Source organism: Bradyrhizobium sp. CCBAU 051011 (assembly GCF_009930815.1).
Classification (GTDB): Bacteria; Pseudomonadota; Alphaproteobacteria; order Rhizobiales; family Xanthobacteraceae; genus Bradyrhizobium.
Window position 1 is genome coordinate 480,007 of sequence record NZ_CP022222.1, and the last position, 23,326, is coordinate 503,332.

General features: G+C 63.1%; 16 protein-coding genes and 1 tRNA gene. 8 read left to right on the top strand and 9 right to left on the bottom strand.

The window, feature by feature from the left end; genetic code table 11:
- Window positions 1-3: 3 nt before the first annotated feature.
- Window positions 4-339, bottom strand: a complete 336-nt coding sequence (nirD, locus tag ACH79_RS02325; RefSeq protein WP_161849577.1) for a nitrite reductase small subunit NirD — start codon at window positions 337-339, stop codon at window positions 4-6.
- Window positions 336-2,795 (bottom strand): nitrite reductase large subunit NirB, encoded by a 2,460-nt coding sequence (nirB, locus tag ACH79_RS02330; RefSeq protein ID WP_161849578.1) that lies wholly within the window; start codon window positions 2,793-2,795, stop codon window positions 336-338. The genes nirD and nirB overlap by 4 nt, the downstream gene beginning before the upstream one ends.
- A 646-nt stretch (window positions 2,796-3,441) precedes the next feature.
- Here nirB and ACH79_RS02335 point away from each other — a divergent pair.
- The gene (locus tag ACH79_RS02335) at window positions 3,442-4,701 is read left to right on the top strand and encodes an MFS transporter (protein WP_161849579.1); all 1,260 of its coding nucleotides are present in this window, start codon (window positions 3,442-3,444) and stop codon (window positions 4,699-4,701) included.
- A 90-nt stretch (window positions 4,702-4,791) separates the two neighbouring features.
- Window positions 4,792-6,504: a bifunctional protein-serine/threonine kinase/phosphatase gene (locus ACH79_RS02340; RefSeq protein ID WP_161849580.1), complete on the top strand. Its 1,713-nt coding sequence runs from the start codon at window positions 4,792-4,794 to the stop codon at window positions 6,502-6,504.
- Between the two features lie 71 nt (window positions 6,505-6,575).
- Here the strand turns inward: ACH79_RS02340 and ACH79_RS02345 are convergent, their stop codons facing one another.
- Window positions 6,576-8,012, bottom strand: a complete 1,437-nt coding sequence (locus ACH79_RS02345) for an NAD-dependent succinate-semialdehyde dehydrogenase (protein ID WP_161849581.1) — start codon at window positions 8,010-8,012, stop codon at window positions 6,576-6,578.
- Between the two features lie 541 nt (window positions 8,013-8,553).
- Here ACH79_RS02345 and ACH79_RS02350 point away from each other — a divergent pair.
- Window positions 8,554-10,599, top strand: a complete 2,046-nt coding sequence (locus ACH79_RS02350; protein ID WP_161849582.1) for a peroxidase family protein — start codon at window positions 8,554-8,556, stop codon at window positions 10,597-10,599.
- Between the two features lie 110 nt (window positions 10,600-10,709).
- Here the strand turns inward: ACH79_RS02350 and ACH79_RS02355 are convergent, their stop codons facing one another.
- Window positions 10,710-12,146: a sulfatase gene (locus ACH79_RS02355; protein WP_161849583.1), complete on the bottom strand. Its 1,437-nt coding sequence runs from the start codon at window positions 12,144-12,146 to the stop codon at window positions 10,710-10,712.
- A 120-nt stretch (window positions 12,147-12,266) separates the two neighbouring features.
- On the opposite strand from ACH79_RS02355, the gene ACH79_RS02360 reads away from it, so the two are divergent.
- From ACH79_RS02360 to ACH79_RS02370, 3 genes are all read left to right on the top strand, one after another.
- Window positions 12,267-12,941 carry a GntR family transcriptional regulator gene (locus tag ACH79_RS02360; protein WP_246738627.1) on the top strand — a complete coding sequence of 225 codons (675 nt, stop codon included), beginning with the start codon at window positions 12,267-12,269 and terminating at the stop codon, window positions 12,939-12,941.
- 73 nt (window positions 12,942-13,014) lie between these two features.
- Window positions 13,015-13,359, top strand: a complete 345-nt coding sequence (locus tag ACH79_RS02365; RefSeq protein WP_161849585.1) for a hypothetical protein — start codon at window positions 13,015-13,017, stop codon at window positions 13,357-13,359.
- The gene (locus ACH79_RS02370; RefSeq protein WP_161849586.1) at window positions 13,332-14,300 is read left to right on the top strand and encodes an IS481 family transposase; all 969 of its coding nucleotides are present in this window, start codon (window positions 13,332-13,334) and stop codon (window positions 14,298-14,300) included. The genes ACH79_RS02365 and ACH79_RS02370 overlap by 28 nt, the downstream gene beginning before the upstream one ends.
- An 81-nt stretch (window positions 14,301-14,381) precedes the next feature.
- Here the strand turns inward: ACH79_RS02370 and ACH79_RS02375 are convergent, their stop codons facing one another.
- From ACH79_RS02375 to mnmA, 5 genes are all read right to left on the bottom strand, one after another.
- The gene (locus ACH79_RS02375; RefSeq protein ID WP_161849587.1) at window positions 14,382-17,645 is read right to left on the bottom strand and encodes a CHAT domain-containing tetratricopeptide repeat protein; all 3,264 of its coding nucleotides are present in this window, start codon (window positions 17,643-17,645) and stop codon (window positions 14,382-14,384) included.
- Between the two features lie 385 nt (window positions 17,646-18,030).
- Window positions 18,031-18,107 (bottom strand) — tRNA-Met (locus ACH79_RS02380).
- A gap of 112 nt (window positions 18,108-18,219) precedes the next feature.
- Window positions 18,220-18,531 (bottom strand): hypothetical protein, encoded by a 312-nt coding sequence (locus ACH79_RS02385; RefSeq protein ID WP_371419353.1) that lies wholly within the window; start codon window positions 18,529-18,531, stop codon window positions 18,220-18,222.
- 168 nt (window positions 18,532-18,699) lie between these two features.
- On the bottom strand, window positions 18,700-19,338 hold the full coding sequence (locus ACH79_RS02390) for a class I SAM-dependent methyltransferase (RefSeq protein WP_161849589.1): 639 nt from the start codon (window positions 19,336-19,338) through the stop codon (window positions 18,700-18,702).
- A gap of 20 nt (window positions 19,339-19,358) precedes the next feature.
- Window positions 19,359-20,558 (bottom strand): tRNA 2-thiouridine(34) synthase MnmA, encoded by a 1,200-nt coding sequence (mnmA, locus tag ACH79_RS02395; protein ID WP_161849590.1) that lies wholly within the window; start codon window positions 20,556-20,558, stop codon window positions 19,359-19,361.
- A gap of 346 nt (window positions 20,559-20,904) precedes the next feature.
- On the opposite strand from mnmA, the gene ACH79_RS02400 reads away from it, so the two are divergent.
- Window positions 20,905-22,590, top strand: coding sequence for a flagellar hook-length control protein FliK (locus ACH79_RS02400; protein WP_161849591.1), 1,686 nt, complete (start codon window positions 20,905-20,907; stop codon window positions 22,588-22,590).
- Window positions 22,591-22,606: 16 nt separating this feature from the next.
- Window positions 22,607-23,302: a flagellar hook assembly protein FlgD gene (locus ACH79_RS02405; protein ID WP_161849592.1), complete on the top strand. Its 696-nt coding sequence runs from the start codon at window positions 22,607-22,609 to the stop codon at window positions 23,300-23,302.
- Window positions 23,303-23,326 lie beyond the last annotated feature (24 nt).

Here is a 23,326-nt window from a genome sequence, read left to right on the forward strand (position 1 = left end):
CCCTCACTCGGCAGGCACGGCCGCCGCCGTCTGGACGCTAAGCCAGACGACGCCATTTTCCACCTTGGTCGGATGCGCGCGTGTGCATCCCTCATCGGGCGCGACCGCCGTGCCGCTCTTCAGTTCGATGACGAAATTGTGCAGCGGACAGGTGACGCGCTTGTTGTGAACGATGCCTTGCGACAACGGTCCGCCCTTGTGCGGACAGCGATCGTCAAGCGCAAACACCTCGTCGTCGCTGGTCCGGAATACCGCGATGTCTCCGGATGCCGTCCGCACGACACGCGAACCGAGGACCGGAATATCGTTCAGCGCCCCGATTTCGATCCATTTGGTCATGCGAGTTCCAGCTCCGCCAGGGGGGTGAATTCATTGCGGTCGACGCCGCGCTGGGCACGCGCCGCCCAGGGATCGCTCTGCGAAAATTGCTGCGAATGGGCGAAACGGCTGAACAGCGCCTTGCGGTTGGCGACGTCGTCGACCACCTGCTTGCGGATCGCGTCGAGACCGATCCGGTCGCACCATTTGTACATGCGCTCCAGATACCAGCCCTGCTCGCGATAGAGCTGCGTCAGCGCAGCGATGATCTCGAGCGTCTCCTCCTCCGTCGCCACCTTGGTCAGGAATTCAGTGCCCTTGATGTGCAGGCCGGCGGCGCCGGCGAAATGGATCTCGTAACCGGAATCGACGCAGACGACGCCGACATCCTTGCAGGTCGCCTCCGCGCAGTTGCGCGGACAACCTGATACCGCAAGCTTCACCTTGGCCGGCGTCCACGAGCCCCACATGAACTTTTCGAGCTTGACGCCGAGGCCGGTGGAATCCTGCGTGCCGAAACGGCACCATTCCGAGCCAACGCAGGTCTTCACCGTGCGCAGTCCCTTGGCGTAGGCATGGCCCGACACCATGCCGGCAGCATTGAGATCGGCCCAGACCGCGGGCAGATCTTCCTTCTTCACGCCGAGAAGATCGATGCGCTGTCCGCCGGTCACCTTGACGGTCGCGATATTGAACTTGTCCGCAACGTCAGCGATGGCACGCAGTTCGTCCGGCGTCGTGACACCGCCCCACATCCGCGGCACAACCGAATAGGTCCCGTCCTTCTGGATATTGGCGTGAACGCGCTCGTTGATGTAGCGCGACTGTTGGTCGTCGCGATACTCGCCGGGCCAGGTCGCGAGCAGGTAATAGTTCAGGGCCGGCCGGCAGGAGTGGCATCCGTTCGGCGTCTTCCAGTCCATGAACTTCATGACGTCGGGAATGGTCTTCAATCCATTCTCGACGATGACGCGGCGCGCGTCATCGTGGCTGTGATCGGTGCAGGCGCACATCGGCTTCACCTTCGGCGCCGCCGAATAGTCGCCGCCGAGCGTGAAGGCCAGAACCTGCTCGACGAGACCGGTGCACGAACCACACGACGACGATGCCTTGGTGTGGGCCCGCACGTCGTCGATCGTGAACAGCTTCTTTTCGCTGATCGCCTTGACGATGGCGCCCTTGCAGACGCCGTTGCATCCGCAGATTTCCGTCTCGTCGCTCATGGCGGCGACCGAGTTCTTGCCGCTATGGCCGCCGTCGCCGAGGTTGGCGGCGCCGAACACCAGCCGCTCGCGCATGTGCGAAACGTCGGTGCCGTCGCGCAGGTGCTGGAAGTACCACGGACCGTCGATGGTATCGCCATAGAGCACAGCGCCGACGATCTTCTTGTCGCGCAGGATGATCCGCTTGTAGACGCCGCGGGAGGCGTCCTGCATCACGATCTCTTCCTTGTCCGCGCCCGGTGCGAAGTCGCCGGCGGAGAACAGGTCGATGCCCGTGACCTTCAGCTTGGTCGAAACCACGGACCCGTCATAGGTCGCAAAACCCTTCATGGCGAGGTGGTTGGCGCAAACCTTGGCCTGGTCGAACAAGGGTGCCACGAGACCGTAGGTCTGGCGCCGGTGCTGCACGCATTCGCCCACGGCATAGATTCGCCCGTCGTAGGTCTGCATGGTGTCGGAAACGACGATGCCGCGCTCGCAATGCAGGCCCGCCTTGCGCGCCAGCTCGACATTCGGACGGATGCCGACCGCCATCACGACCAGATCGGCGGGGAGTTCCTCACCATCAGCGAAGCGCACGCCGGTCACGCGATCCGTGCCGAGGATCGCCTCCGTCTGTGCGGGCATCTTGAACACCATGCCGCGTTCTTCGAGCGACTTGCGGAGCAATCCGCCCGCGACCTGATCGAGCTGCCGTTCCATCAGCGTGTCGAGCAGATGCACGACGGTGACGTTCATGCCGCGCTTCATCAGGCCGTTGGCGGCTTCGAGGCCGAGCAGGCCGCCGCCGATCACCACCGCATTCTTGTAGCTCGTCGACGCATGGACCATATGCTCGACGTCCTGGATGTCGCGAAAGCCGATGACACCAGGAAGATCCTTGCCCGGAAGCGGCAGCATGATCGGGTTCGAGCCCGTGGCGATCAGCAGGCGATCGTAGGGTACCCGCGCGCCTTCCCTCGTCACGACTTCGCAGGTACGCCGATCGATCATCTCGATCATTTCACCCTTGCGCAGCGTGATCCCGTTATCGTCGTACCACTGCTCCGTGTTGAGCATGATGTCGTCGACGGTCTTCTCGCCGGCAAGCACGGGCGACAGCAGAATTCGGTTGTAGTTGCCGTATGGTTCGGATCCGAACACGGTGATGTCATAGAGATCCGGCGCACGGTCCAGCAGCAATTCCACCGTGCGAATGCCGGCCATGCCGTTGCCGATCACCACCAACTTTGGCTTGTTCACTTTATTGAGCATGCTCTGCCTTCCGATCCAGGTTCCGATGGCCCCGCTCGCCGACGCAACTCTGCATCGTCGATTGGCAAGAAGTATCGATTGATTGGGATCGCCCATCGGCGGGCAGCGGACCATCGACTCTGACGATCGTGATCTTTCATATTCAAGAGACGTGCCAACGCCGAACCCGTAACTTTTCGGGCCCAATGCGGGGCTGCAGCCGATAAATCGTTAATTGAGCGCACTTGCGCGTGCACCAATGCCCAAAAAATCACCCACTCGGGCTATCCATTGTGCACCGCACGAACCTTCGCCGTGCCCCGGCGGCAACCGGCTTCCTGGAAACGGCACGACAGGGACAAGCGGATTTCAGCAGCGCTTTTCCGTTAATATTTCGAACAGCATAATAAAACACCACACTGCACGTTCGAGCGGCTGGTTTTGCCAACGAACGGAGCACCGACCGCATTCGCAGCGCTTTATCTACCTGCCAAGGCCCTGCAAATACACGCAAACTGGCGCGCTTGTTTTTCTGGCACACGAATTGCTGACATTGAGACCTGAAGTGCGTCTCAACGACGAGACGACTCGCTCCCAACATTCCGTCCCTTGTGCCGAGACCACCGCGCGCCGCGCGGTGTCGCGCGCCAATGTTCGAGGCTGCTCGATGAAGTTTGCTGAATTCAAGAAGGCCGGCCACTGGCCCACGCTGCTCGCCGCCTTCCTCTATTTCGACATAAGCTTCATGGCTTGGGTCGCGCTCGGTCCGTTGATCGTCTACATCGCGCACGACATGAACCTTGCCGTCGACGAGAAGTTCACCCTCGTCGCCATCCCGGTGCTGGCCGGCGCGCTGTTGCGGGTTCCAATGGGTCTGCTCGCCGATCTCATCGGCGCCAAGCGAACCGGAGTCATCGCGCAGATCGTCGTCATCCTTGCAACGGCGTGGGTTTGGTACTTCGGCCTCAACAGCAAACTCGCAATCGAGATATTCGGTCTCGCGCTCGGCATCGGCGGCGCGTCGTTTGCGGTAGCGTTGCCGCAGGCGAGCCGCTGGTATCCGCCGCAATATCAGGGCGTGGTGATGGGGATCGCTGGCGCCGGCAATATGGGTGTCGTGCTCGACACGCTGTTCGCCCCGACGATCGCCGAGCATTGGGGCTGGCAGGCCGTGTTCGGCGTGCTGCTGGTTCCGATGCTGCTGATCCTTGCCTACTATGTCTTCGCCGCCAAGGATGCGCCCGGCGAGCGCAAGCCGGTTTCGCTGAAAGGTTACGGCGCCCTGCTGCGCGATCCAGACAGCCGCTGGTTCATGTTCTTCTACTTCATCACCTTCGGCGGTTTCGTCGGGCTGGCCAACGCGTTGCCGCTGTACTTCACCGTGCAGTATCACGTGTCCGGCGTCGCGGCGGGCCTGCTGGTGGGGTTGATCGTCGCTTTCGGCTCGGGCTTCCGCCCCGTCGGCGGACTGATCGCCGATCGCATCGGCGGCATCCGCTCATTGTCGATATTGTTTGGCGTCGTCGTCGCGGCCTATCTCGTCATCGCCTTCATGCCGGAGGGGCCGGCTGCACCGACATCTACCGGCTGGACGTTCATGCAGATGCCGCGCATTGCCTGGATCTCGGTGCTGCTGTTCTCGATCGGAGTTCTGGCGCTCGGCATGGGAAATGGCGCCGTGTTCCAGCTCATTCCCCTGCGCTTCCGTCATGAGATCGGCCTGATGACCGGTCTGGTCGGCTGCGCCGGCGGCATCGGCGGCTTCTTCCTTGCCAAGGCGCTCGGCGTCGCCAAGGGAATGACCGGTGGATTCGGCGCAGGCTTCCTGTTTTTCGGCTTGCTGGCGTTGCTTGGCTTTCTGGGACTTGCCATGGTCAAGGTCCGCTGGCGCACCACATGGGGCGCCGCATCGGGAGCGCGGGTCTGACCACGCGCTGCCCGTAGCGTTTTCAAGCGAAGTGGTTACCGGTTCGCGTAAAGAAAACGCGTCCTAACAAAGGTCCGACAGGCCGCGCGGGTGACGATCGGTTCGCAACGAAATCTCGGGGTACGCGTCGGCTTCGTCAGCGAGACCGGCAAGCGGTCCGCCAATGAGGATTATGTCGGAACCTGTCTCGGCCGGTCCGGCGTAAGCAATCGCGATATCGTCGCCGCGGTTGCCGACGGCGTCGGCGGACACAAGGGCGGACGTGAAGCCGCCGAGCTCGCCATTCGTTGTTTCATCGACGCATACTATTCCCTTCCCGAAACGCTCGGCGTGCGTCGCCGGGCGTCGCGTTCGCTGGAAGCCGCCAATAGCTGGATCTACACCCAAGGCCGGACCGATCCCCGGCTCAGCGGCATGAGTTGCGCCTTCTCCTCGGTCATCCTATCGCGCCGGCTCTGCCACATCATTCACATCGGCGACACCCGCGCCTACCGCCTGAGCGAGGGACGCCTGGAGCGGCTGACCACCGACCACATCGCCGGTCGCGGTGATCTCGCCCATCTGCTCAACCGCGCGATCGGCTTCGAGGATTTTGCCCGCTTCGATTACGCCACTGTCGGACTGCGCCAGCACGACCGGCTCTTGATCTGCAGCGATGGCGTTCATGGCGTGCTGCCCGATCACCGCCTGCAGGTGCTATTGAGCGCACGCACCTCGCCGGAAGAATCCGCCCGCGCACTCGTCGACGCGGCGCTGAATGCCGGCTCTACCGACAACATGACCGCGCTGGTGCTCGACGTCGTCGACCTGCCGCCCGCCGACCGCGACGAGCTCACCCACTCCATCGCGACGCTGCCGATCCTGGATCTACCCGAGACCGGCGACGTCGTCGACGATTTCACGCTCGGCGAAATATTGTCGGATGGACGCTACAGCCGGCTGTTCAAGGCGATCGACAAGCGGCAGGGCCGCGAGCTCGTGCTGAAGTTTCCGCATCCGCGCGTCGCCAGCGAGGGTTCCTATCGCCTCGCCTTCGTGCGCGAAGCCTGGGTCGCGGCGCGCGTGCGCAGCCTGTGGATTGGCGAGATCATCGAACTGCCCGCCGAGCGGCAGACCCGCCTCTATTCGGTGATGCCGCTTTATGAAGGCGAGACGCTGGAGCAGCGGCTCAACCGTTCGCCGCAGCTTTCGCTGGCCGAAGGCATCGGCATCGCGACCAAGCTGGCACGCGCGGTTGCGACCCTGCATCGGGCCGGCATCATCCATCGCGACATCAAGCCGGACAACGTGATCCTGCTGAAGGGCGGCGGGTTGCGGCTGGTCGATCTCGGCGTTGCGCGCGTGCCGCTGCTGGAGGATTTTCCGGCCGAGGATATTCCGGGCACGGCGAGCTACATGGCGCCCGAGCTGTTCGGCGGACGGCCTGGCGACGAGCTTTCCGATCTCTATGCGCTCGGCGTCACCGTGTACCGGATGTTCACCGCGGCCTATCCCTATGGCGAGATCGAGCCGTTCTCGCGGCCCCGCTTCGGCAAGCCCGCCTACCTCTCGCGCTATCGCCCCGACCTGCCGGCCTGGCTGGATGCTGTGATTGGCAAGGCGCTCAACGTCGATCCGGCGCAGCGCTATGGCGACGTCATCGAATTCTCGCACGAGCTCGAAAACGGCGCGATGTGGGCGAAGCCGGCCGTCACGTCGCGGCGCTCGCTCTATGAGCGCGATCCGCTGGTGTTCTGGAAGAGCCTGTCCGCAGGACTGATCGTGCTCGTCATCCTGCTGCTTGCCTGGATCGTAAAAAATTAGCCCGACGCTCCGGTGGAACGCCGGGCCATATCATGTGAGCGAAGCAAACTGCGTTGGCTTCGCGGCTTGGTTCACACCCCGGTCTGGGTGATGAACTTGGTGTTGAAATAGCCTTCCATCGCCTCGATGCCGCCTTCCGAGCCGTAGCCGGAATCCTTGACACCGCCGAACGGCACTTCGGGCAGTGCGAGACCAAAGCTGTTGATCGAGACCATGCCGGCTTCGATAGCAGCGCCGATCGCGGTCGCCGTCTTGGTCGAACTGGTGAAGGCGTAGGACGCCAGACCGAACGGCAGGCGGTTGGCTTCCTCGGCCACCTCGTCGAAGGTCGAGAAGCGCGAGATCAAGGCCAGCGGCCCGAACGGCTCCTCGTTCATGGCGCGCGCATCCTTCGGCACGTCGCTGACGACCGTCGGCTCGAAGAAGTAGCCCTTGTTGCCGACCCGATGACCGCCGGTCTCGAGTTTTGCTCCTTTGCCCACGGCGTCCTGCACCATGCCTTCGATGGCGGTGACGCGGCGCGGATTGGCGAGCGAACCCATTTTCGAGTCAGGATCGAGGCCATTGCCGACCTTCATCGACTTGGCGCCTTCGACGAACTTGTCGACGAATTCGCGGAACACATCGTCTTGCACCAGCATTCGCGTCGGCGAGATGCAGACCTGGCCGGCATTGCGATACTTCGCCGCCGCCAGAATCTTCGCCGCCGACGTGACGTCCGCGTCCTTGAACACGATGGCCGGCGCGTGGCCGCCCAGTTCCATGGTGGCGCGCTTCATGTGCAGGCCTGCCAACGCAGAGAGCTGCTTGCCCACGACGGTCGATCCGGTGAACGAGATCTTGCGGATCACCGGATGCGGAATGAGATATTCCGAAATCTCCGACGGCACGCCATAGACTAGGTTGATGACGCCATCAGGCACGCCCGCATCGACAAATGCCTTGATCAGTTGCGCAGGCGACGCCGGCGTTTCCTCGGGCGCCTTGACGATGATCGAGCAGCCCGCCGCGAGACCCGCGGAGAGCTTTCTGACAACCTGGTTGATCGGGAAATTCCACGGCGTGAAGGCCGCGACCGGGCCGACCGGCTCCTTGACGGCGATCTGGTAGATGCCGGGGCCGCGTGCGGGGATCACCCGGCCATAGGCGCGCTTGGCTTCTTCCGCAAACCACTCGATGACATCAGCGGCCGCCATGGCTTCCATCTTGGCTTCCGCCAAGGTCTTGCCCTGCTCCATCGTCAACAGCGGCGCGATCTCGTCATTGCGCTCGCGCATGATTTGAGCCGCCTTGCGCATGATCCTGCAGCGCTCGAACGGCGCCACCGCCCGCCAGATCTTGAAACCCTTCGCGGCCGCTTCCAGCGCTTCGTCGAGATCAGCGCGGTCGGCATGCGCGACGGTGCCGATGGTTTCCTCTGTCGCCGGGTTGAGCACGGCGATGGTCCTGCCCGACTGGCTCGGACGCCATTTGCCGTTGATGAAGAGCTGGGTATTCGAATATGCCACGAGACTTTCTCCCTGTCTTGTTGTGGGTCACCGAACGGCGAGCGATCCGGCTAATTTCAGGCGCGCCTTTATGATGGAAGCCCGCCCGGATTGCAAAGCGGATTCAGTTGCGTACGACCGCATGACCAGCGCAAGGCGCTTCCGCGGCCGACATCATTCCCTGTCTCACCGATCAGCTCCGATCCCACGACATCGCCCGTGAATTGCATCGTCACCATCGACGAAGTCGCGCGCGTCCTCGAAGTGATCGCAGGTCCTGGAAGTTTTCGTCTCAGGCCAAGTGCTGCCGTCGATGTGGGAAGTGCTGGGTGGCGTGAATGCAGGCGGGATCGGATTTGTTGGTAGCAAAAACGCCGCCCCTGATCCCCGAAATATGAATCCCGTACTCGCCATTCAGCATGGCACCGCATGTCCGGACAGTCACTTGCATCTTCAGCACCCGTCCAGCGCTTCCTGGACCTCTTGAAGGCTTGTTGCAATTAGTTCGCATTTGCACTATTGATGCAAGTAATTCGCATTTGCAAAAAATGGGGAGGTTTTGATGCACGCATTGCGGGCGGCTTGGCCGAGCAAATTTGGCTCGCAGCATGGCCAATTCGAATTTGACAACGGATTCGATGGACCCTTCCCGTTCGGCTTGCACTGGTCCGGTGGGGGCCAATCAAGCGGGTCGCCCTGGTCGATCCATGGCCACCATCAGATTCGGGACTGGTGCCCGCAACCGCCGACGCCGGTCACGATCCAGTTCCGCAGCTTTGACGGTTCGGGAAACAATCTCTCCAGCCCCGGCCTCAATACCGCCGGCACGGCGGTCGACCGCATTGGTCCCGCTCATTTCGCGGACGGTGTTTCCGATCCGCTCGATGGCCCCAATCCACGCACCATCAGCAATGTCGTGGTTGGCGAGGGCGACGCGAACGTCCCGAATGAGCAAGGCGTGTCGGCATTCATGTACGCCTGGGGCCAGTTTATCGATCACGATCTGACGCTGACGCGCAGCGACGGCACCAACGACATCAGCATCCTGGTGCCCGACGGCGACCCGGTGTTCGGCGACGACGCGATCATGCCCATGACCCGCGCGATCATCGATCCGTCGAGCGGAACGGGCCCGGACAATCCAGCCACTCCCCTCAATTTCAGCACCGGCTGGCTCGACGCCTCCATGGTCTACGGCTCCGACGCGGCGACGGCCGCGAGCCTGCGCCTGCCCGACGGGCACATGAAGACGTCGGAGGGAGGCAATCTGCCGATCGTCAACGGCCTATTCGCCGCCGGCGATCCGCGCGCTGCGGAGAACTTTGCGCTGACCTCGCTGCACGCGCTGTTCGTGCGCGAACACAACTACCAGGTCGACAAGCTGCATAAGGCGCATCCGAACTGGAGCGGCGATCAGCTCTATAATTACGCGCGCGCCATCGTCACGGCCGAGATCGCGAACATCACGTACAAGGAATTTCTGCCGAACCTGATCGGCGGCGACGCGATCGGGGCCTACCAAGGTTACGATTCGAGCGTCGATCCGCGCCTCTCGCTCGAGTTCAACATCGCCTTCCGCTTCGGGCATTCGATCGTTTCAGCGGAAACCGAGAGTCTGACGGAGAGCGGCGAGGTCGTCGAAGGATCGGAGCGCGAACTCAGAGACATCTTCTTCGCACCGCCGTCGGATTTTGTCGCGTCCGGCGGCGCCGATGGGCAGTTGCGCCATCTGGCAGGCGACCCGTCGCAGGCGATGGATGTTCGCATCGTCGAGGATCTCCGCAATTTCCTCTTCGACCCACCCGTGAGCATGGATCTTGCAGCGATCAATATCCAGCGTGAACGCGATTTCGGTATCGGATCGCTCAACGACGTGCGCGAATCTCTCGGCCTCGCCCGATACACGGATATCGACCAGATCACCAGCGATCCTGGAACGCGGGCGGCTTTGAAGATAGCGTTCTCGAACAACGTCGATCTGATCGACCTTTGGACCGGGGGCCTGGCCGAGAATCATGCCCCCGGCGCGCTGATCGGCGAAACTTTCCAGACCGTCATCGCGATGCAGTTCGAGGCCTTGCGCGATGGCGACCGGTTCTGGTTCGAAAATCAGGGCTTCGACGCCAGGACACTGCAGCAGATCAAGCAGACGACGCTTGCCGACATCATCCTCCGCAACACCGATACCCAACATATCCAGGATGATGTCTTCATCTCCTACACACGGCACACCGGGCTGAAAGGCGGCGTCGAATCGGAGGATCCCGAAGCGCGGCAGCTCGTCATCGGCTCGGACGGCAAGGACACACTCATCGGCGGGCCACAGGGAGATTTCCTGTTCGCCGGTACCGGAAAACAAACACTCACCGGATTGAGCGGGGCCGACCATTTCGTCTTCGACAAGGGCGCGACCAAGGCTGTCATCACCGACTTCCAACCCGGCATCGACAAGCTCGAGTTCAAGCATGCCGGAAATCTCGACTGGCATGATGTCTGCATTTCATCCGCGCATGGCAATGCCGTCGTGTCGGTCGGCGATGACAGCATCGAACTGGTTGGCATTCGTGCCTATGCGCTTCACAAATCTGATTTCATTTTCGATGTCTGAAGGCGTGGCGGAACGAAACCCGGCATGCTCTGGGAGAGCCGGGGTTGGTGGCGCGCGCCGTCAAGATCGGTGGAGAGGACGTGCGCGCGGTGCTCGACCGCAACCTGCTCTCACGCTGGCTCGAAGAATCCGGGATTTGTCGCGAGGTAACTTGCCAGGCGCGGATCGCTATATTTCCGCGCGACGCCGGCGCGGCGCAGGTCCTCGGCGTAGAACGCCAGCAGCATCGCGACGATCTCCGGATGTTTCGCCGCGACATTGGCGGTTTGCCGGGGGTCGACGCGCAGATCATAGAGTTCGATCGGCTCGCTCGGGGTGGCGTAGAGCAGCGACCAGTCCTGCGTGGTGATGGTGACAGGCTGCCACTCGACGACGGTCCGCATGAGATCATCGACCACTTCGACGGTCTCGCCGGGATTGGCGAGCGGAAGCGCCGTCAACACATGGTCGCGTCCCTCGAACGCCTGACCTGTTACGGCGGGAAGCAGCGAAAGGCCCTGCATCTCCGCTTGTCGCGGCAGGCCGGCGAGATCACAGATCGTCGGCGCGATATCGAGCGCGCAGGCGAGCTTTGACGTCCGGCCGGGCTTGGCGCCGGGCACGTGGATCAACAGCGGCACGCGCGCAATTTCCTCGTATAGCGGCGAGCGCATCCATGTCGCTTCACCGGGCGCGCGGCGGACCATCTTGCCCATCAGCCCGTGCTCACCGAGGAGGAAGCCGTGGTCGGAAACGAAGATGATCGCGGTCGTTTCCTCGATGCCGAGATAGGCGAGCTGGCCGAGCAGATGCCCGATCCAGCGATCGACAAGCTCGAGCTCGCCGCTATAAAGCGCGCGCGCTACCGCGATATCGCGTTCGGTCATGCCGTGCTTCTTGCATTCGCCATAGGGCGGATGCACGCGCTCGCCGGCATAGTCGGGAAGATAGTGTCTGACGTAATAGGCCGGCGGGTCCCACGGCTCGTGCGGATCCCAGGTGTCGACCAGCGCAAAAAACTTGTCCTCGTAGATTTCCTCCAGGCATTTTGCCGCCTGCACCATGGTGAGCGGCGCCGGGCAATCCATCTCTCCAGTGCGCGGATCGGGCTGCACCTTGCCGGTGATCGGCCATTGCGGCAGCTTGCCGCCGCCCTGGCGCTTGGTCTTGCCCGGCGCGCTGTAGGAGGAGTAGTGCGGCGTGCCCAGGAGCTGGGACTTCATGTCGTAGAAGTAGTTGAAGCCGCGATCGTACGAATAGCCGTTGACCTGGTAGAAAGGTGTGTCGACGACGCCGAGCGTGGTGTAGCCCGCATCCGTCAATGCACTCGCAATCGAGCGGTCGGCGCGCGGCAATGCGCCCCAGCCGACGCCGGCGAAAGCGGGCTTTCCGGTGAGATAGTCGTAGCGAGCGGGAACGGTCGGGAAGCTCGACGCATAATAACGGTCGAATACCATCGATCGGTCGGCAAGCCGGTCGAGATTTGGCGTTCTGACCTCGCCGCCGTTGTAGCCGAGCATGTCCCAGCGGACGGTGTCGGACACGATCATCAGGATGCGATCCACCACGGCTTACCTCCCTGTTTTTGTATTTAATAGTAATATATCACATATCACTTCGTCTTGCGTCAACAGTAATATGTTACACATTACATTTACTCGGCTGAGAATCTTGGATAGGCCGTGGGCATGGTGAGACAGGGCGGCGCACTCAGCTTGATGTCCGGCCCGAGCCTGCGCGAGCAGGCGCGGAAGGTGATCCGCGGGCTGATCATCACCGGGCAAATGCAGGCGGATCAGCTTTATTCGGTGCCGCGGCTCGCTACCGAACTCGGCGTTTCGGCCACGCCTGTGCGCGAGGCGCTGCTGGATCTGGCGCGCGAAGGTCTGCTTGAGCCGGTGCGAAATCGCGGGTTTCGCGTGGTTGCGCTCTCGTCAAAGGAGCTCAACGATATCTTCGCCATCCGCGTGCTGCTCGAAGTCCCGAGTGTCGCCGATATCGCGCGCGCCGGTCTCGCACCGGCACAACTTGCAGAACTGCGCGAGCTTGCGGCGGCGACCAAGCGCGCGGCCGATGCCGGCAATCTGATTGAGTTTCTCGAGACCGACCGCACGTTTCACGTCGGCCTGATCGGAACGCTCGGCAACAAGCCGCTTACCGAGCTGGTGGAGACGCTGCGTGATCGCGTCCGGCTTCGCGGATTCAAGAACGCCTCGGGCCGCGAGTATATCGCGCAATCGGCAGCACAGCATTTTCAGTTGCTCGATTTCCTGTCGAAACAGGACGAAGCCGGAGCCGTCGCGGTCATGCGGCGCCATCTGGAAAGGTCGCAACAGGTCTGGGACGACGGGCACGACGCATAGCGGCGCAACGATCGTCGGTGGCAACGCGATCGCGCTGGGCGGCGAATGCCTCACCTCATATCGTTCGGACGCGATGGCCCATGTGCAAGCGTCAGCAAAGCCGCAGCGAGTGCCGCAGGCGCCCTTTCGACGTGCCGAGCGGGCGCTTGGCAAGGCTGACGAAGAAAATCATGGAACGATCCTGATCCGCGATTGGAGCCTGGAGCATGATCCGGAAAAGTGGGTACCGGTTTTCCGAAAAGATCATGCTCAAATCAAAGAGATAGAGCCGGATGACGATTCAAAGAAAAGTCATCACGCTCTAGCTGTGAGCTTTCAGGAGGTTGTCCATCCAGTCCTGAACGAGGAAGCTGAAGTTGTCGAAGCTTTAGCCAATCCCCGGAGGACCGAATGGACACCCATAAGAATGCGCCTCTGACGCCGAAAGGTCGAGAGGCCATGGTGCGGAGCGTGATCGAGGGCGGCCTGACGAAGGCCGCAGCCGCGCTCCGGTTCAACGTCACAGCGAAGACGGTCGCCAAATGGGTCAAGCGCTCCCGGGAGGAAGGTGTTGATGGGTTGCGTGATCGCTCCTCACGGCCCCATTCATTGCCAGGCCAAACCCTGCCTGCCACATGCGCTGCGGTCGAGGCGCTGCGCCGACAGCGCCACACGGGCAAGCAGATCGCGGCCGAACTCGGCATCTCTCCGGCGACTGTCAGTCGTGTCCTGCGGCGACTGGGATTGAACCGGTTGCGCGACCTGGAACCGGCCGAACCGGTGCGGCGCTACGAGCGTGAACATCCCGGCGAACTGATCCACATCGACATCAAAAAGCTCGGCAAGTTCAACCAGGTAGGCCATCGCATCACCGGCGATCGAACCGGTCAGAGCAACCTGCGTACCCGCGGCGAAGGGCCTGGCTGGGAATACGTCCACGTCTGTATCGACGATGCTTCCCGGATCGCCTTCAGCAAGGTCATGAAGAGCGAACGGCAGGGTTGCGCCGTGGCCTTCCTCAAAGCTGCGATCGCTTACTACGCCAGCCTGGACGTCAGGGTCGAGCGGGTGATGACCGACAACGGTTCTTGCTATAAATCGCGCGCCTTCCGCAAAGCCTGCCAGCGCCTCGGCCTCAAGCACATTCGCACCAAGCCATACACGCCGAAGACCAACGGTAAGGCCGAACGCTTCATTCAGACCAGCTTGCGCGAGTGGGCTTATGCCCGCGCCTACAACACCTCAGGAGAACGCGCCGCCGAACTGCCAAGATGGCTTCACCGCTACAATTGGCATCGCCCTCATGGCAGTATCGGCGCGATGCCACCCATCAGCAGACTCGCTCTAACCGGGAACAACCTGTTGAGGCTCCACATCTAGCCCCTTCGTGAATGCAGTGGACGCGAAAGCGGAAAGTCGCGGATCGACGTTGCATGCTGCTTTTGCCTCCCAGGAGCACCATCAGAGGCTGCCGGTCCCCACGAGCACAAAAGGCGCCCATATGGCGGGTTGCGCGTTCTCGCCGCCCTTCGCGATCAAGGCCGAGAGCGAGCGGCGAAGCGCCTCGGCGCGGCCGACATCGGGACCCGCCTTCATGGCATCGATGGTGCCGGTGGTGATGGCGACCGCAGCGTCGGAGCTGACCGCCCAGTGCGAGACCAGCAAAGCGCGCGTGCCCGCATAGAAAAATGCGCGCGCAAGACCAGAGAAGGCCTCTGAATTGGAAGCCTGACCGCCAGCCGTATTGCAGGCCGACAGAACCACCCAATCGGCATCCAGCTTGAGGCCCGAAATCTCCGACGACGAGAGATAGCCGTCATCGGCTTGTGTAGCGGTCGGCGGCGGACTCAGGATCAGTCCCGGCTCGATCGATCCATTCACCTGCCCGGCCAGCGCGCCATGGGTCGCAAAATGCAGAATACGATATTTTGCGAGGTCGCCGCTTTCGCTGAGCGCCCTTATCTTCGTCTCGGTAGCGCTATTGCCGAGATAGACGTCGCCTTTGACCGGCGCGAAACTGTTTGCCACCGAGCACAATTCAAGCGCGGTTTCCGGTAGCGGCATCTGGCGCCTGAGCTGCTCGATATCGGCGGTGCCGCCGGACAGCGCGGTGACCGTGCGAAAACCTCTTTGCGCGACCTGGCTTGCTTGCGCTGGAATGGCTGCACAATTCTGGATCTGGCGCGTCAGCCTGGCGCGCGCAACCGCAAGATCGCTGCGGCCATCTCCATCGAGCAAGGGATTGCCGAAGCCGAGGAACGGCTTCGATGCGCTGCTCTTCTGCGCGATCTGGCGCAGCGCCTTGAGGCTGGAGACCGAGGGCAAGACGGTCGTCGCAAATCGCTTGACCAGCCAGGGCGCTTTCGAAAGGTCCGCGTTCGCGCCGTCCTTGCCGGCGTCCGGCGCAGGCTTGTCGGTCAGCAGCGTCCCGAAAGGCAGCATGGCCAGCGGACCTGATGGCACCAGGATCAGTTCCTTGCCGTCGATGTCGCGGGCGACCGGGCCGAGCAACGCCCGATAGAGCGCAAAGGACCGCTCCTGGTCGAACGGCAATGGCTCGCGTGCCGCCAGTGGGCGCTTCAGGCCAAGTTTTTCCGGACATGTGGACGCCTTGTCCAGCCACGCTTCCGCATCGAGGCCGCAGCGCAAGATGCCGACCGTATCGGCGAGCTGCTTCTCGCCGATATCGGCAGCGTGCCACCGCACGTCCGAACGCGTCACCGTCCAGACAAAGGTGAAGCGCAAGGTCGTCGTAAACAGCAGCAAGGCCTCGTTCGGATGGAGCTGCTTCTGAACGTCCTCGATCGAAATGGGAGCCTTGGTGGCCAGCGCCGAATAGTCCGGAAACTGCGTGCGGATCTTGTCGTCCAGTTGCCGGATCTGGCCGGCGATGGCCGAGGCTCGGGCGCGAAGCGCCTGCTCCACCACTTTGTTGCGCGCGGCATCAGGCTGCGAGAGGGCCGCGACCAGCATCTTGTCGGTGGCGATTGCCTGCTCGTCGAGGTCCTGCCGCTCGCGAACGCGCGCCGCCAGATCCCCGCTGCCTTTTGCGATGCGGGCCGACATTCCGGCAATCGCTCGCGCCGCCTTTTCGTCGCCGATCCATTGCGCCGCCTCGAACGCCTGCGATCGCAGCACGCTGGCCCGCCCGCCATCGGAGGCGCCTGCGAGATTGTAGGCGGCGACGATCAATCCCGGGAACGGATTGGTGTCTTCATGGGCTTTCAGATCGCTCCGGCCCCTTTCCTCGCTAGACTCCGTGGCGCCGCGGCTGTTCTGGATGGCCGCCGCCCGGGCATACGCATCGTGGGCTTGCCGCCAATCCTTCACATCGAGATAGTGTGCGCCGAGATTGACGATGCTGTTGGCGACGTCGGGATGCGCATCGCCGAGCGTCTGCAGGCGCATGTTCAGCGCCCGTTTCAGCAGCGGCTCGGCCTCCTGCGGCCGCCCGGTACTGTCCAGCACCACAGCTAGATTGTTGAGGCTGCTTGCGAGGAGCGGGTGAGAACCGCCGAGCGCGGCTTCGCGTATGGCAAGCGACCGGCGCGCCAGCGGTTCCGCTTCCGCGTAACGATCGCCGCTGCCAAGCAGCGCCACGAGATTGTCGAGAGAAACGGCAACATCCAGATGGGTCGCACCGAGGCTCCTCTCGCGAATGGCCAGCGATTTCCGGAAGAGCTGTTCGGCTTCCTGCGTGCGCCCCAGACGCATCCACGCTTCGGCAAGATTGTTCAGAGCCGTCGCCACCGTCGGATGCGTCGTTCCAAATGCCTTTTCGTGAATCGCAAGCGCGCGGGCAAGCAGGCCCTCGGCTTCGGCTTCCCTGCCATCGCGCGAGAACACCAACGCCAGATTGTTGAGGCTCGCTGCGACGTCGGAATGGTCCGGACCCAGCGCTTTTTCGCGGATGGCCAGGGTCCTCCGGGCCAGTTGCTCGGCCTCCTGAAGTCGCCCCTGGGCGCGACGGAGCTCGCCGAGATTATTGAGCGTGGCCGCCAGATAGATGCTGTCGGCGCCATGCTTTTTTTCCTGGAGATCGAGCGCTTCGGCAAAGCGCGTCTCCGCCAATTGCAGCCGGCCCTGGGCCCGATAGACTTCGGCGATGTTGCTCAGGGTCACCGGGATCATGATGTCCGCCTGCCCCGGAGACCTCCTGAAGACTTCCAGCGCGCCGTTGAAAATATCGAGCGCCTCCGTCTCCTTCATTTGACGGTGACGGAGATTGACGAGCTGCATGCGCGTCAGCGCCGTCGTGAGATGGTCAGGGCCCAGTGCACGCTCATTGATGCCAATCGCGCGCATAATATCGCGCTCGGCGTCATTCAGCCGGTTCTGGCCCAGCTCGATCTGGCCTAGCGTGACGAGCACGGCCGCAACATCGGGATGATTTGGACCGAGGCTTTTCTCGCGGATGGCAAGCGCTCTTTTCAGGACACTTTCGGCTTCGGCGGTTTCGCCTTGCGTCTGCAGCACCTGGCCCAGCACGACCAGTGTCGTTGCCGTCAAAGGCGACTGACGCCCGGACGTTCTTTCGGCCTCGCTCTGGAGCTTCCTCGCAAGACTGACCGCCTCGCCGTAGGTGCCCTCTTTTGCAAGCGCCGTGATGCGTTGCATCAGCGTCAGCATTTCCTGCGGACCCGCGCCGCAGGGCGACACCACGACGCTCACAAGAAACAGGACACCGAAAAACCGCCCGGCAAACCCCAGCCACCCTGCCCGCATGCTGCGCTTGCTCCCAATTCCCCGAACCTGCCATTTGGTAGGACACAGCAAGATGGAGGCCGTGTGACCGCGCCATGGCCTATTCCGGGGGCAGCAATGCGAGCCAAATGGCCGGCCGCCATCACCCGCACCTGGTATGGCTCAGCGGGATTTTCCAAACGTCGCAGCGATGTCGTGGACCGGCAGTCGGCGCCTGCGTATGGGTCGAAAGATCCGCCTGGATCACATTACATTGCGGGTGCTAAAGGCGTCGGCGATCAGCTACGCGGCATTGAAGCCCAGCCACTATCCGCCCTCATGATTGAAGGCAACTTAGCCGCGCACCACTCGCGGCAATTGGACGAAATCGCTGAAAATCGTAGGCAGGCGTGCAGAATCGTAGATTTGGTAGCGAGAGAGGGACTCGAACCCCCGACCCCAGGATTATGATTCCCGTGCTCTAACCAGCTGAGCTACCTCGCCACGGTTCACCGTCACGGCCTACTATACCGCATTCGCGAACGCGCGGCATATAAGGAGTGGGTCGAGGACCTGTCAAGCAAAGCCAGCGGTCTAACCAAGCCTCTGCATAGCGCTATTTTGGCCGGATTGTCGGGTCGCCGCCGGGGCTGCCGGGCGGCGGAATCACCGGCGTCTTGCCGGCGTCGGGGGCCGGCGCGTGCATTTCAGGATCGATGCCGGGAGGTGGGCACAAAACACCATCCGAACGGGCCAATTTGTCGCCGAGCGGTTCGGCCCGCTGGCCGGTCGTCGTCCCCTCCGGAACCTTCTCGCCGGAGTTCGGCAACGGCTGCATCGGCGCGCAATTGGCCGCGCGCTGAGGCGACGGGGGCGCGGTCTGGGCCGGCGGCGTGGCCGGGGTCGGCGGTGCCTGTGCAACTGCCATGCTGGCCGTCGCCGCCCACACACACGAGATCAAAAAGGCGCGTTTCATTGCCATGCAAGGAAAACGGCCCGCGCTCGCGGAGGTTCCGCGGCTAGATTGTCGCGTTCTTTGTTTGACGCGATTTCTTGACGCGAACCGGCAGCCACTTCGCTCGAAAACGCTATGCGTTCACGATTTCCGAAAGCGGATCAGCGAAAAGTGTCCCATCGGCGGCATCGGCCGCCGTTCGGTCAAGGTGACGCCGCCATGCTTGGCAGCCCAGTTGGTCAGGCGCTCCCACGGAAATTCCGGCCGCCAGCCCAGCCGGCGCGCCAATGGCGCGAACGCCAGTTCGAACATCCGGCGCGGCCCGCTTTCGGCGCCGATGTGATTGACCAGGATCAGTTCGCCGCCCGGCTTCAGCACGCGGATGAAATCATCCAGCGTCCGCTCCGGATCCGGCACCGCGGTGATGACATATTGCGCCACCACTGCGTCGAAAAACGAATCCGGGAACGCAAGATTCTTGGCGTCCATCACCGCGAGCGCCTCGACATTGGTCAGGCCGAACTCGCGCACGCGCTTGAGCGCACGCCGCAGCATCGGCTCGGAAATGTCGACGCCGCATAATTTGGTATTGCGCGAATATTCCGACAGCGATAGCCCGGTGCCGACACCGACATCGAGAACGCGTCCGCCGATCTTGTCAGCCTCCGCAATGGTCGACCGGCGGCCCTCGTCGAACACCTTGCCGAAAACCAGATCGTAGACCGGCGCCCAGCGCCCATAAGCCTTTTCGACCCTTTCGCGGTCGATGTCCCCAGCCATTTCCTCTGCCCCGATTTTCTTTAAGTGCGCATCACCTCGGCGAGCGGCGCGGTCTTTTCCTGCGCCCCTGCCCTCGCCGCCACATGGCGTGCGGTCGCGCTCTTGATGAATCCGCCGCCGAGCACCCGCGCCTGTCCGGAAGGCGCATCGTAGAACACGCAGGCTTGGCCGGGCGATACGCCCTCTTCGCCGGCAACGAGTTCGACCTCATAACCGCCATCGACTGCGCGCAAGCACGCCGGCTGCGGCGCACGCGTCGAGCGCACCCGCACGAACATCTCGATGCCGTCACCGATGACGCGGTCGAGCGCGCCGTCGCCGATCCAGTTGACGTCACGCAGGCGGATGCGATCCATCCGCAGCGCCTCGCGCGGCCCGACCACGACGCGGCGGCTGGCCGCATCGAGCTTGAGGACGTAGAGCGGTGCACCGGAGGCGATGCCAAGTCCCTTGCGCTGGCCGACGGTGAAATGAACGATGCCTTGATGGCGGCCGATCACATGGCCATCGAGATCGACGATGTCGCCCGGCTCGATCGCGCCGGGCTTGAGGCGGCCGATGATGTCGGTATAGCGCCCGGTCGGCACGAAGCAGATGTCCTGGCTGTCCTGCTTGTCGGCGACTTCGAGGCCGAAGCGCCGCGCCAGTTCGCGCGCCTGCGGCTTGGTCATGTCGCCGAGCGGGAAGCGCAGATAATCGAGCTGCTCGCGCGTGGTCGCGAACAGGAAATAGCTCTGGTCGCGATCGGCGTCCGCAGCGCACACCAGCGCCCGCGATCCGTCGGCCAGGCGGCGCGAGGCGACGTAATGCCCGGTTGCGAGCGCCTGCGCGCCGAGTTCGCGCGCGGTCGCCAGCAGGTCGCGAAATTTGACCGAGCGGTTGCATTCGATGCAGGGCACCGGCGTTTCGCCGAGCGCGTAGCTGTCGGCAAAATTGTCGATCACGGATTCGCGGAAGCGGCTCTCATAGTCGAGCACGTAATGCGGGATACCGATCCGTTCGGCGACGTTGCGGGCGTCATGGATGTCGCGGCCCGCACAGCAGGCGCCCTTGCGATGGGTAGCCGCGCCATGATCGTAAAGCTGCAGCGTGATCCCGACCACGTCGTAGCCCTCGGACTTCAGCAAGGCAGCCGTCACCGACGAGTCGACGCCGCCGGACATGGCGACCACGACCCGTGTGTCCTGCGGGCGGCCTTCGAGATCCAGACTGTTTCGCATGCCAGGGGTCATCGACTTCAATCGCGAGCGCGCCGGGCGGTTCGCGGAACAGGGTTGAAAAGCCTTTTGCATATAAGGCCTTAGGGCGTCATTCGGCCATACCGGGCCGGATCGGGCGCCGCTCTTTAATATAGGCCGTATTCCCGTGAGGCAATCAGCCGACCCGCATTTTGAAGCGTGTCCAGGACGGCAAATCTTGCCGCCGGGCAGAAAAGGGGGCCGCGGTCCCGCGCTGACTTCCGGCCGAAGTATTCGTAAGCAATTGAAATATAACGATATTTTTTGCCGCGGCAGGTGGCCCGGTCCTTGCTGAAGGATAGCGGAGAGCTCAGCGCGAGGGTTGCCCGTGGTTAGTGTCACGTCAGAAGTATCGGCAAACGCATCTTTTCAGACCGCAGCAGCGCGGTCCGCCCGTCCGGATGCCGAGCCGTCCGCCGGAAACGACAGCTTCGCGGCGCTGGTCGACAGCAATACGGCGGCGAGCCGCGACAGCCATCGCGCACCTGATACGGCGCCCGCCCCGCGCCGCTCCGACGACACGCCAGCGGCCTCCGACAACCGCTCGCGCGACAATGCTGCCGCTCCCGACAAGGCCGCGCGCAATGATTCGAATGCTCGCGACGCGGCGGCCAAGACACAAAACGACAAGACGCGCGGCGACAAGGCAAACGACGACGGCGACGTCGATACCAATGCCGAGGCCGGGACCAAAGACGTAAAGACCAAATCGAAGTCCGACGCGCCGAAGTCCGACAAGGCGAAATCGGACGAGACGACGCAGGCCTCTTCCGGCGATGTTTCCGCGGCCACCGATCAGGCCGAGACGACGCAGGATGCAACGTTGACGGCCGACGCGATTGCCGTCGCCATCTCTACCGCTGCAGCGCCGGCGCCGACGGCTTCGACGACACCCACAACCGACAAGGCGACCGCGCCGCTTGCCATCGCGGCGGCTGCGATCGCCGCCTCCGCTTCGCTCGCCGCCGAGACCGCGCCAGCGGCTACCGCCGCTGAAGGCACCGAAGCCACCGTCACCGCGCTCGCCGCCGCAAACACCACGCAAGCGGACGGCGCCAAGGCCAGCGCGCAGGGCGGCGTCGGTCAGGCCGTCAGCGCCCAGACCATATCCGCCGACCCGTCCGTCACGACGGGCATCGCTCAGGCCGCGTCAACGGTCGCCGCGACTCCTGCCGCCGGCACCAAACCTTCCGCACAGCTCAAGAACCCCGATCTCGCCAGGAAAGGCGCGACGACGGTCGTCGAGCAGACCAAAACCACCGACACCGCCGCACCCGCAGCACCTGCCGCTGATACCACCGTGCCCGCCGTCACGGCGGCCGCCGAAGCCGCAGGAAAGCCGAACTCCGAGAACGGCATCGCCGACGCCGCGAAGGCCGATGCGTCAGGCAATTCCGTCGCGCCATCGGCCGCGAACGTCAACGCCAACACCACCACGCATTTCGCCGCTCCTGATATCGTCGGCCAGACGCCGCTCAACGCGTCCGGCAACGGCCTGCAGGCTTCCATCCAGACGCAGCAATCGGCCACTTCTGCCACGACGACGGCTGCAGCCGCTAGCCAACTCACCGCTACGGCAGCGACGAGCGCCGCGGTGCCGGTCAGCGGGCTTGCGATGGAAATCGCCGCGTCCGCCAGGAGCGGCAAGACCCGCTTCGAAATCCGGCTCGATCCCGCCGAACTCGGCCGCATCGACGTCCGCATCGATGTCGATCGCCACGGCCAGGTGACGTCGCATCTGACCGTCGAACGGCCGGAAACGCTGTCGATGCTGCGTCAGGACGCCAACCAGTTGCAGCGTGCGCTCGATAACGCCGGCCTCTCGACCGGCAATGGTGGCTTGCAGTTCAGCCTGCGCGATCAGTCCTCGCAGGGCCAGAACGACGGCAACCAGTCAAATCCAAATGCGCATCGCCTCGTCGTCAGCGAGGAAGACAGCGTGCCGGCCGTCGTCGCCGGCCGCAGCTATGGCCGCATGCTCGGCGCGAGCGGCGGCGTCGATATCAGGGTTTAGTTTAAAGGAGTTCGCCATGGCAGTCGATGCAACCATGCCGACGACGGTCGTCTCGGCGCCCGGGACCAATACCACCACCAGCAACACTACGTCCTCGACGAAGACGGCGGGGATTGCGGATAACTTCCAAACCTTCCTGACGCTGCTGACCACGCAGCTTCAGCACCAGAATCCGATGGATCCGCTCGACACCAACCAGTTCACTCAGCAGCTCGTGCAGTTTGCCGGCATCGAGCAGCAGCTCAAGTCGAACGAGCAGTTGAAGGCGCTGGTGGAAATCGAAAAGAGCGCCCAAGCGACGCAGGCGCTGGTCTATGTCGGCAACACCGTTGCCGTCGACGGCAGCAAGGCACAATTCAACAAATCGGCGACCTGGAATTTCAATTCCGAGAAAGACACCAGCGCGACGATCACCATCACCAATTCGGCGGGACAGACCGCCTATACGGGCAACTATACGCTGAAGAAGGGCGGCTCCAGTTTCGTCTGGGACGGCAAGGGCAATGACGGCGTGCAGTGGCCGGCCGGCACCTACACCTTGACCGCCACCGGCAAGGACAGCTCAGGCAACAACGTCGCGATTTCCACCGAAGTGCAGGGCATCGTGGATTCGGTCGATCTGACCTCCTCCCCGCCGCTGCTGTCGATCGGCGGCCAGAGCTACACCACCGACAAGATCAAGCGAGTGGTCCGCCCGAGCACCTCCAGCTAGCGCACCGGCCAGCCCCCCAGCACC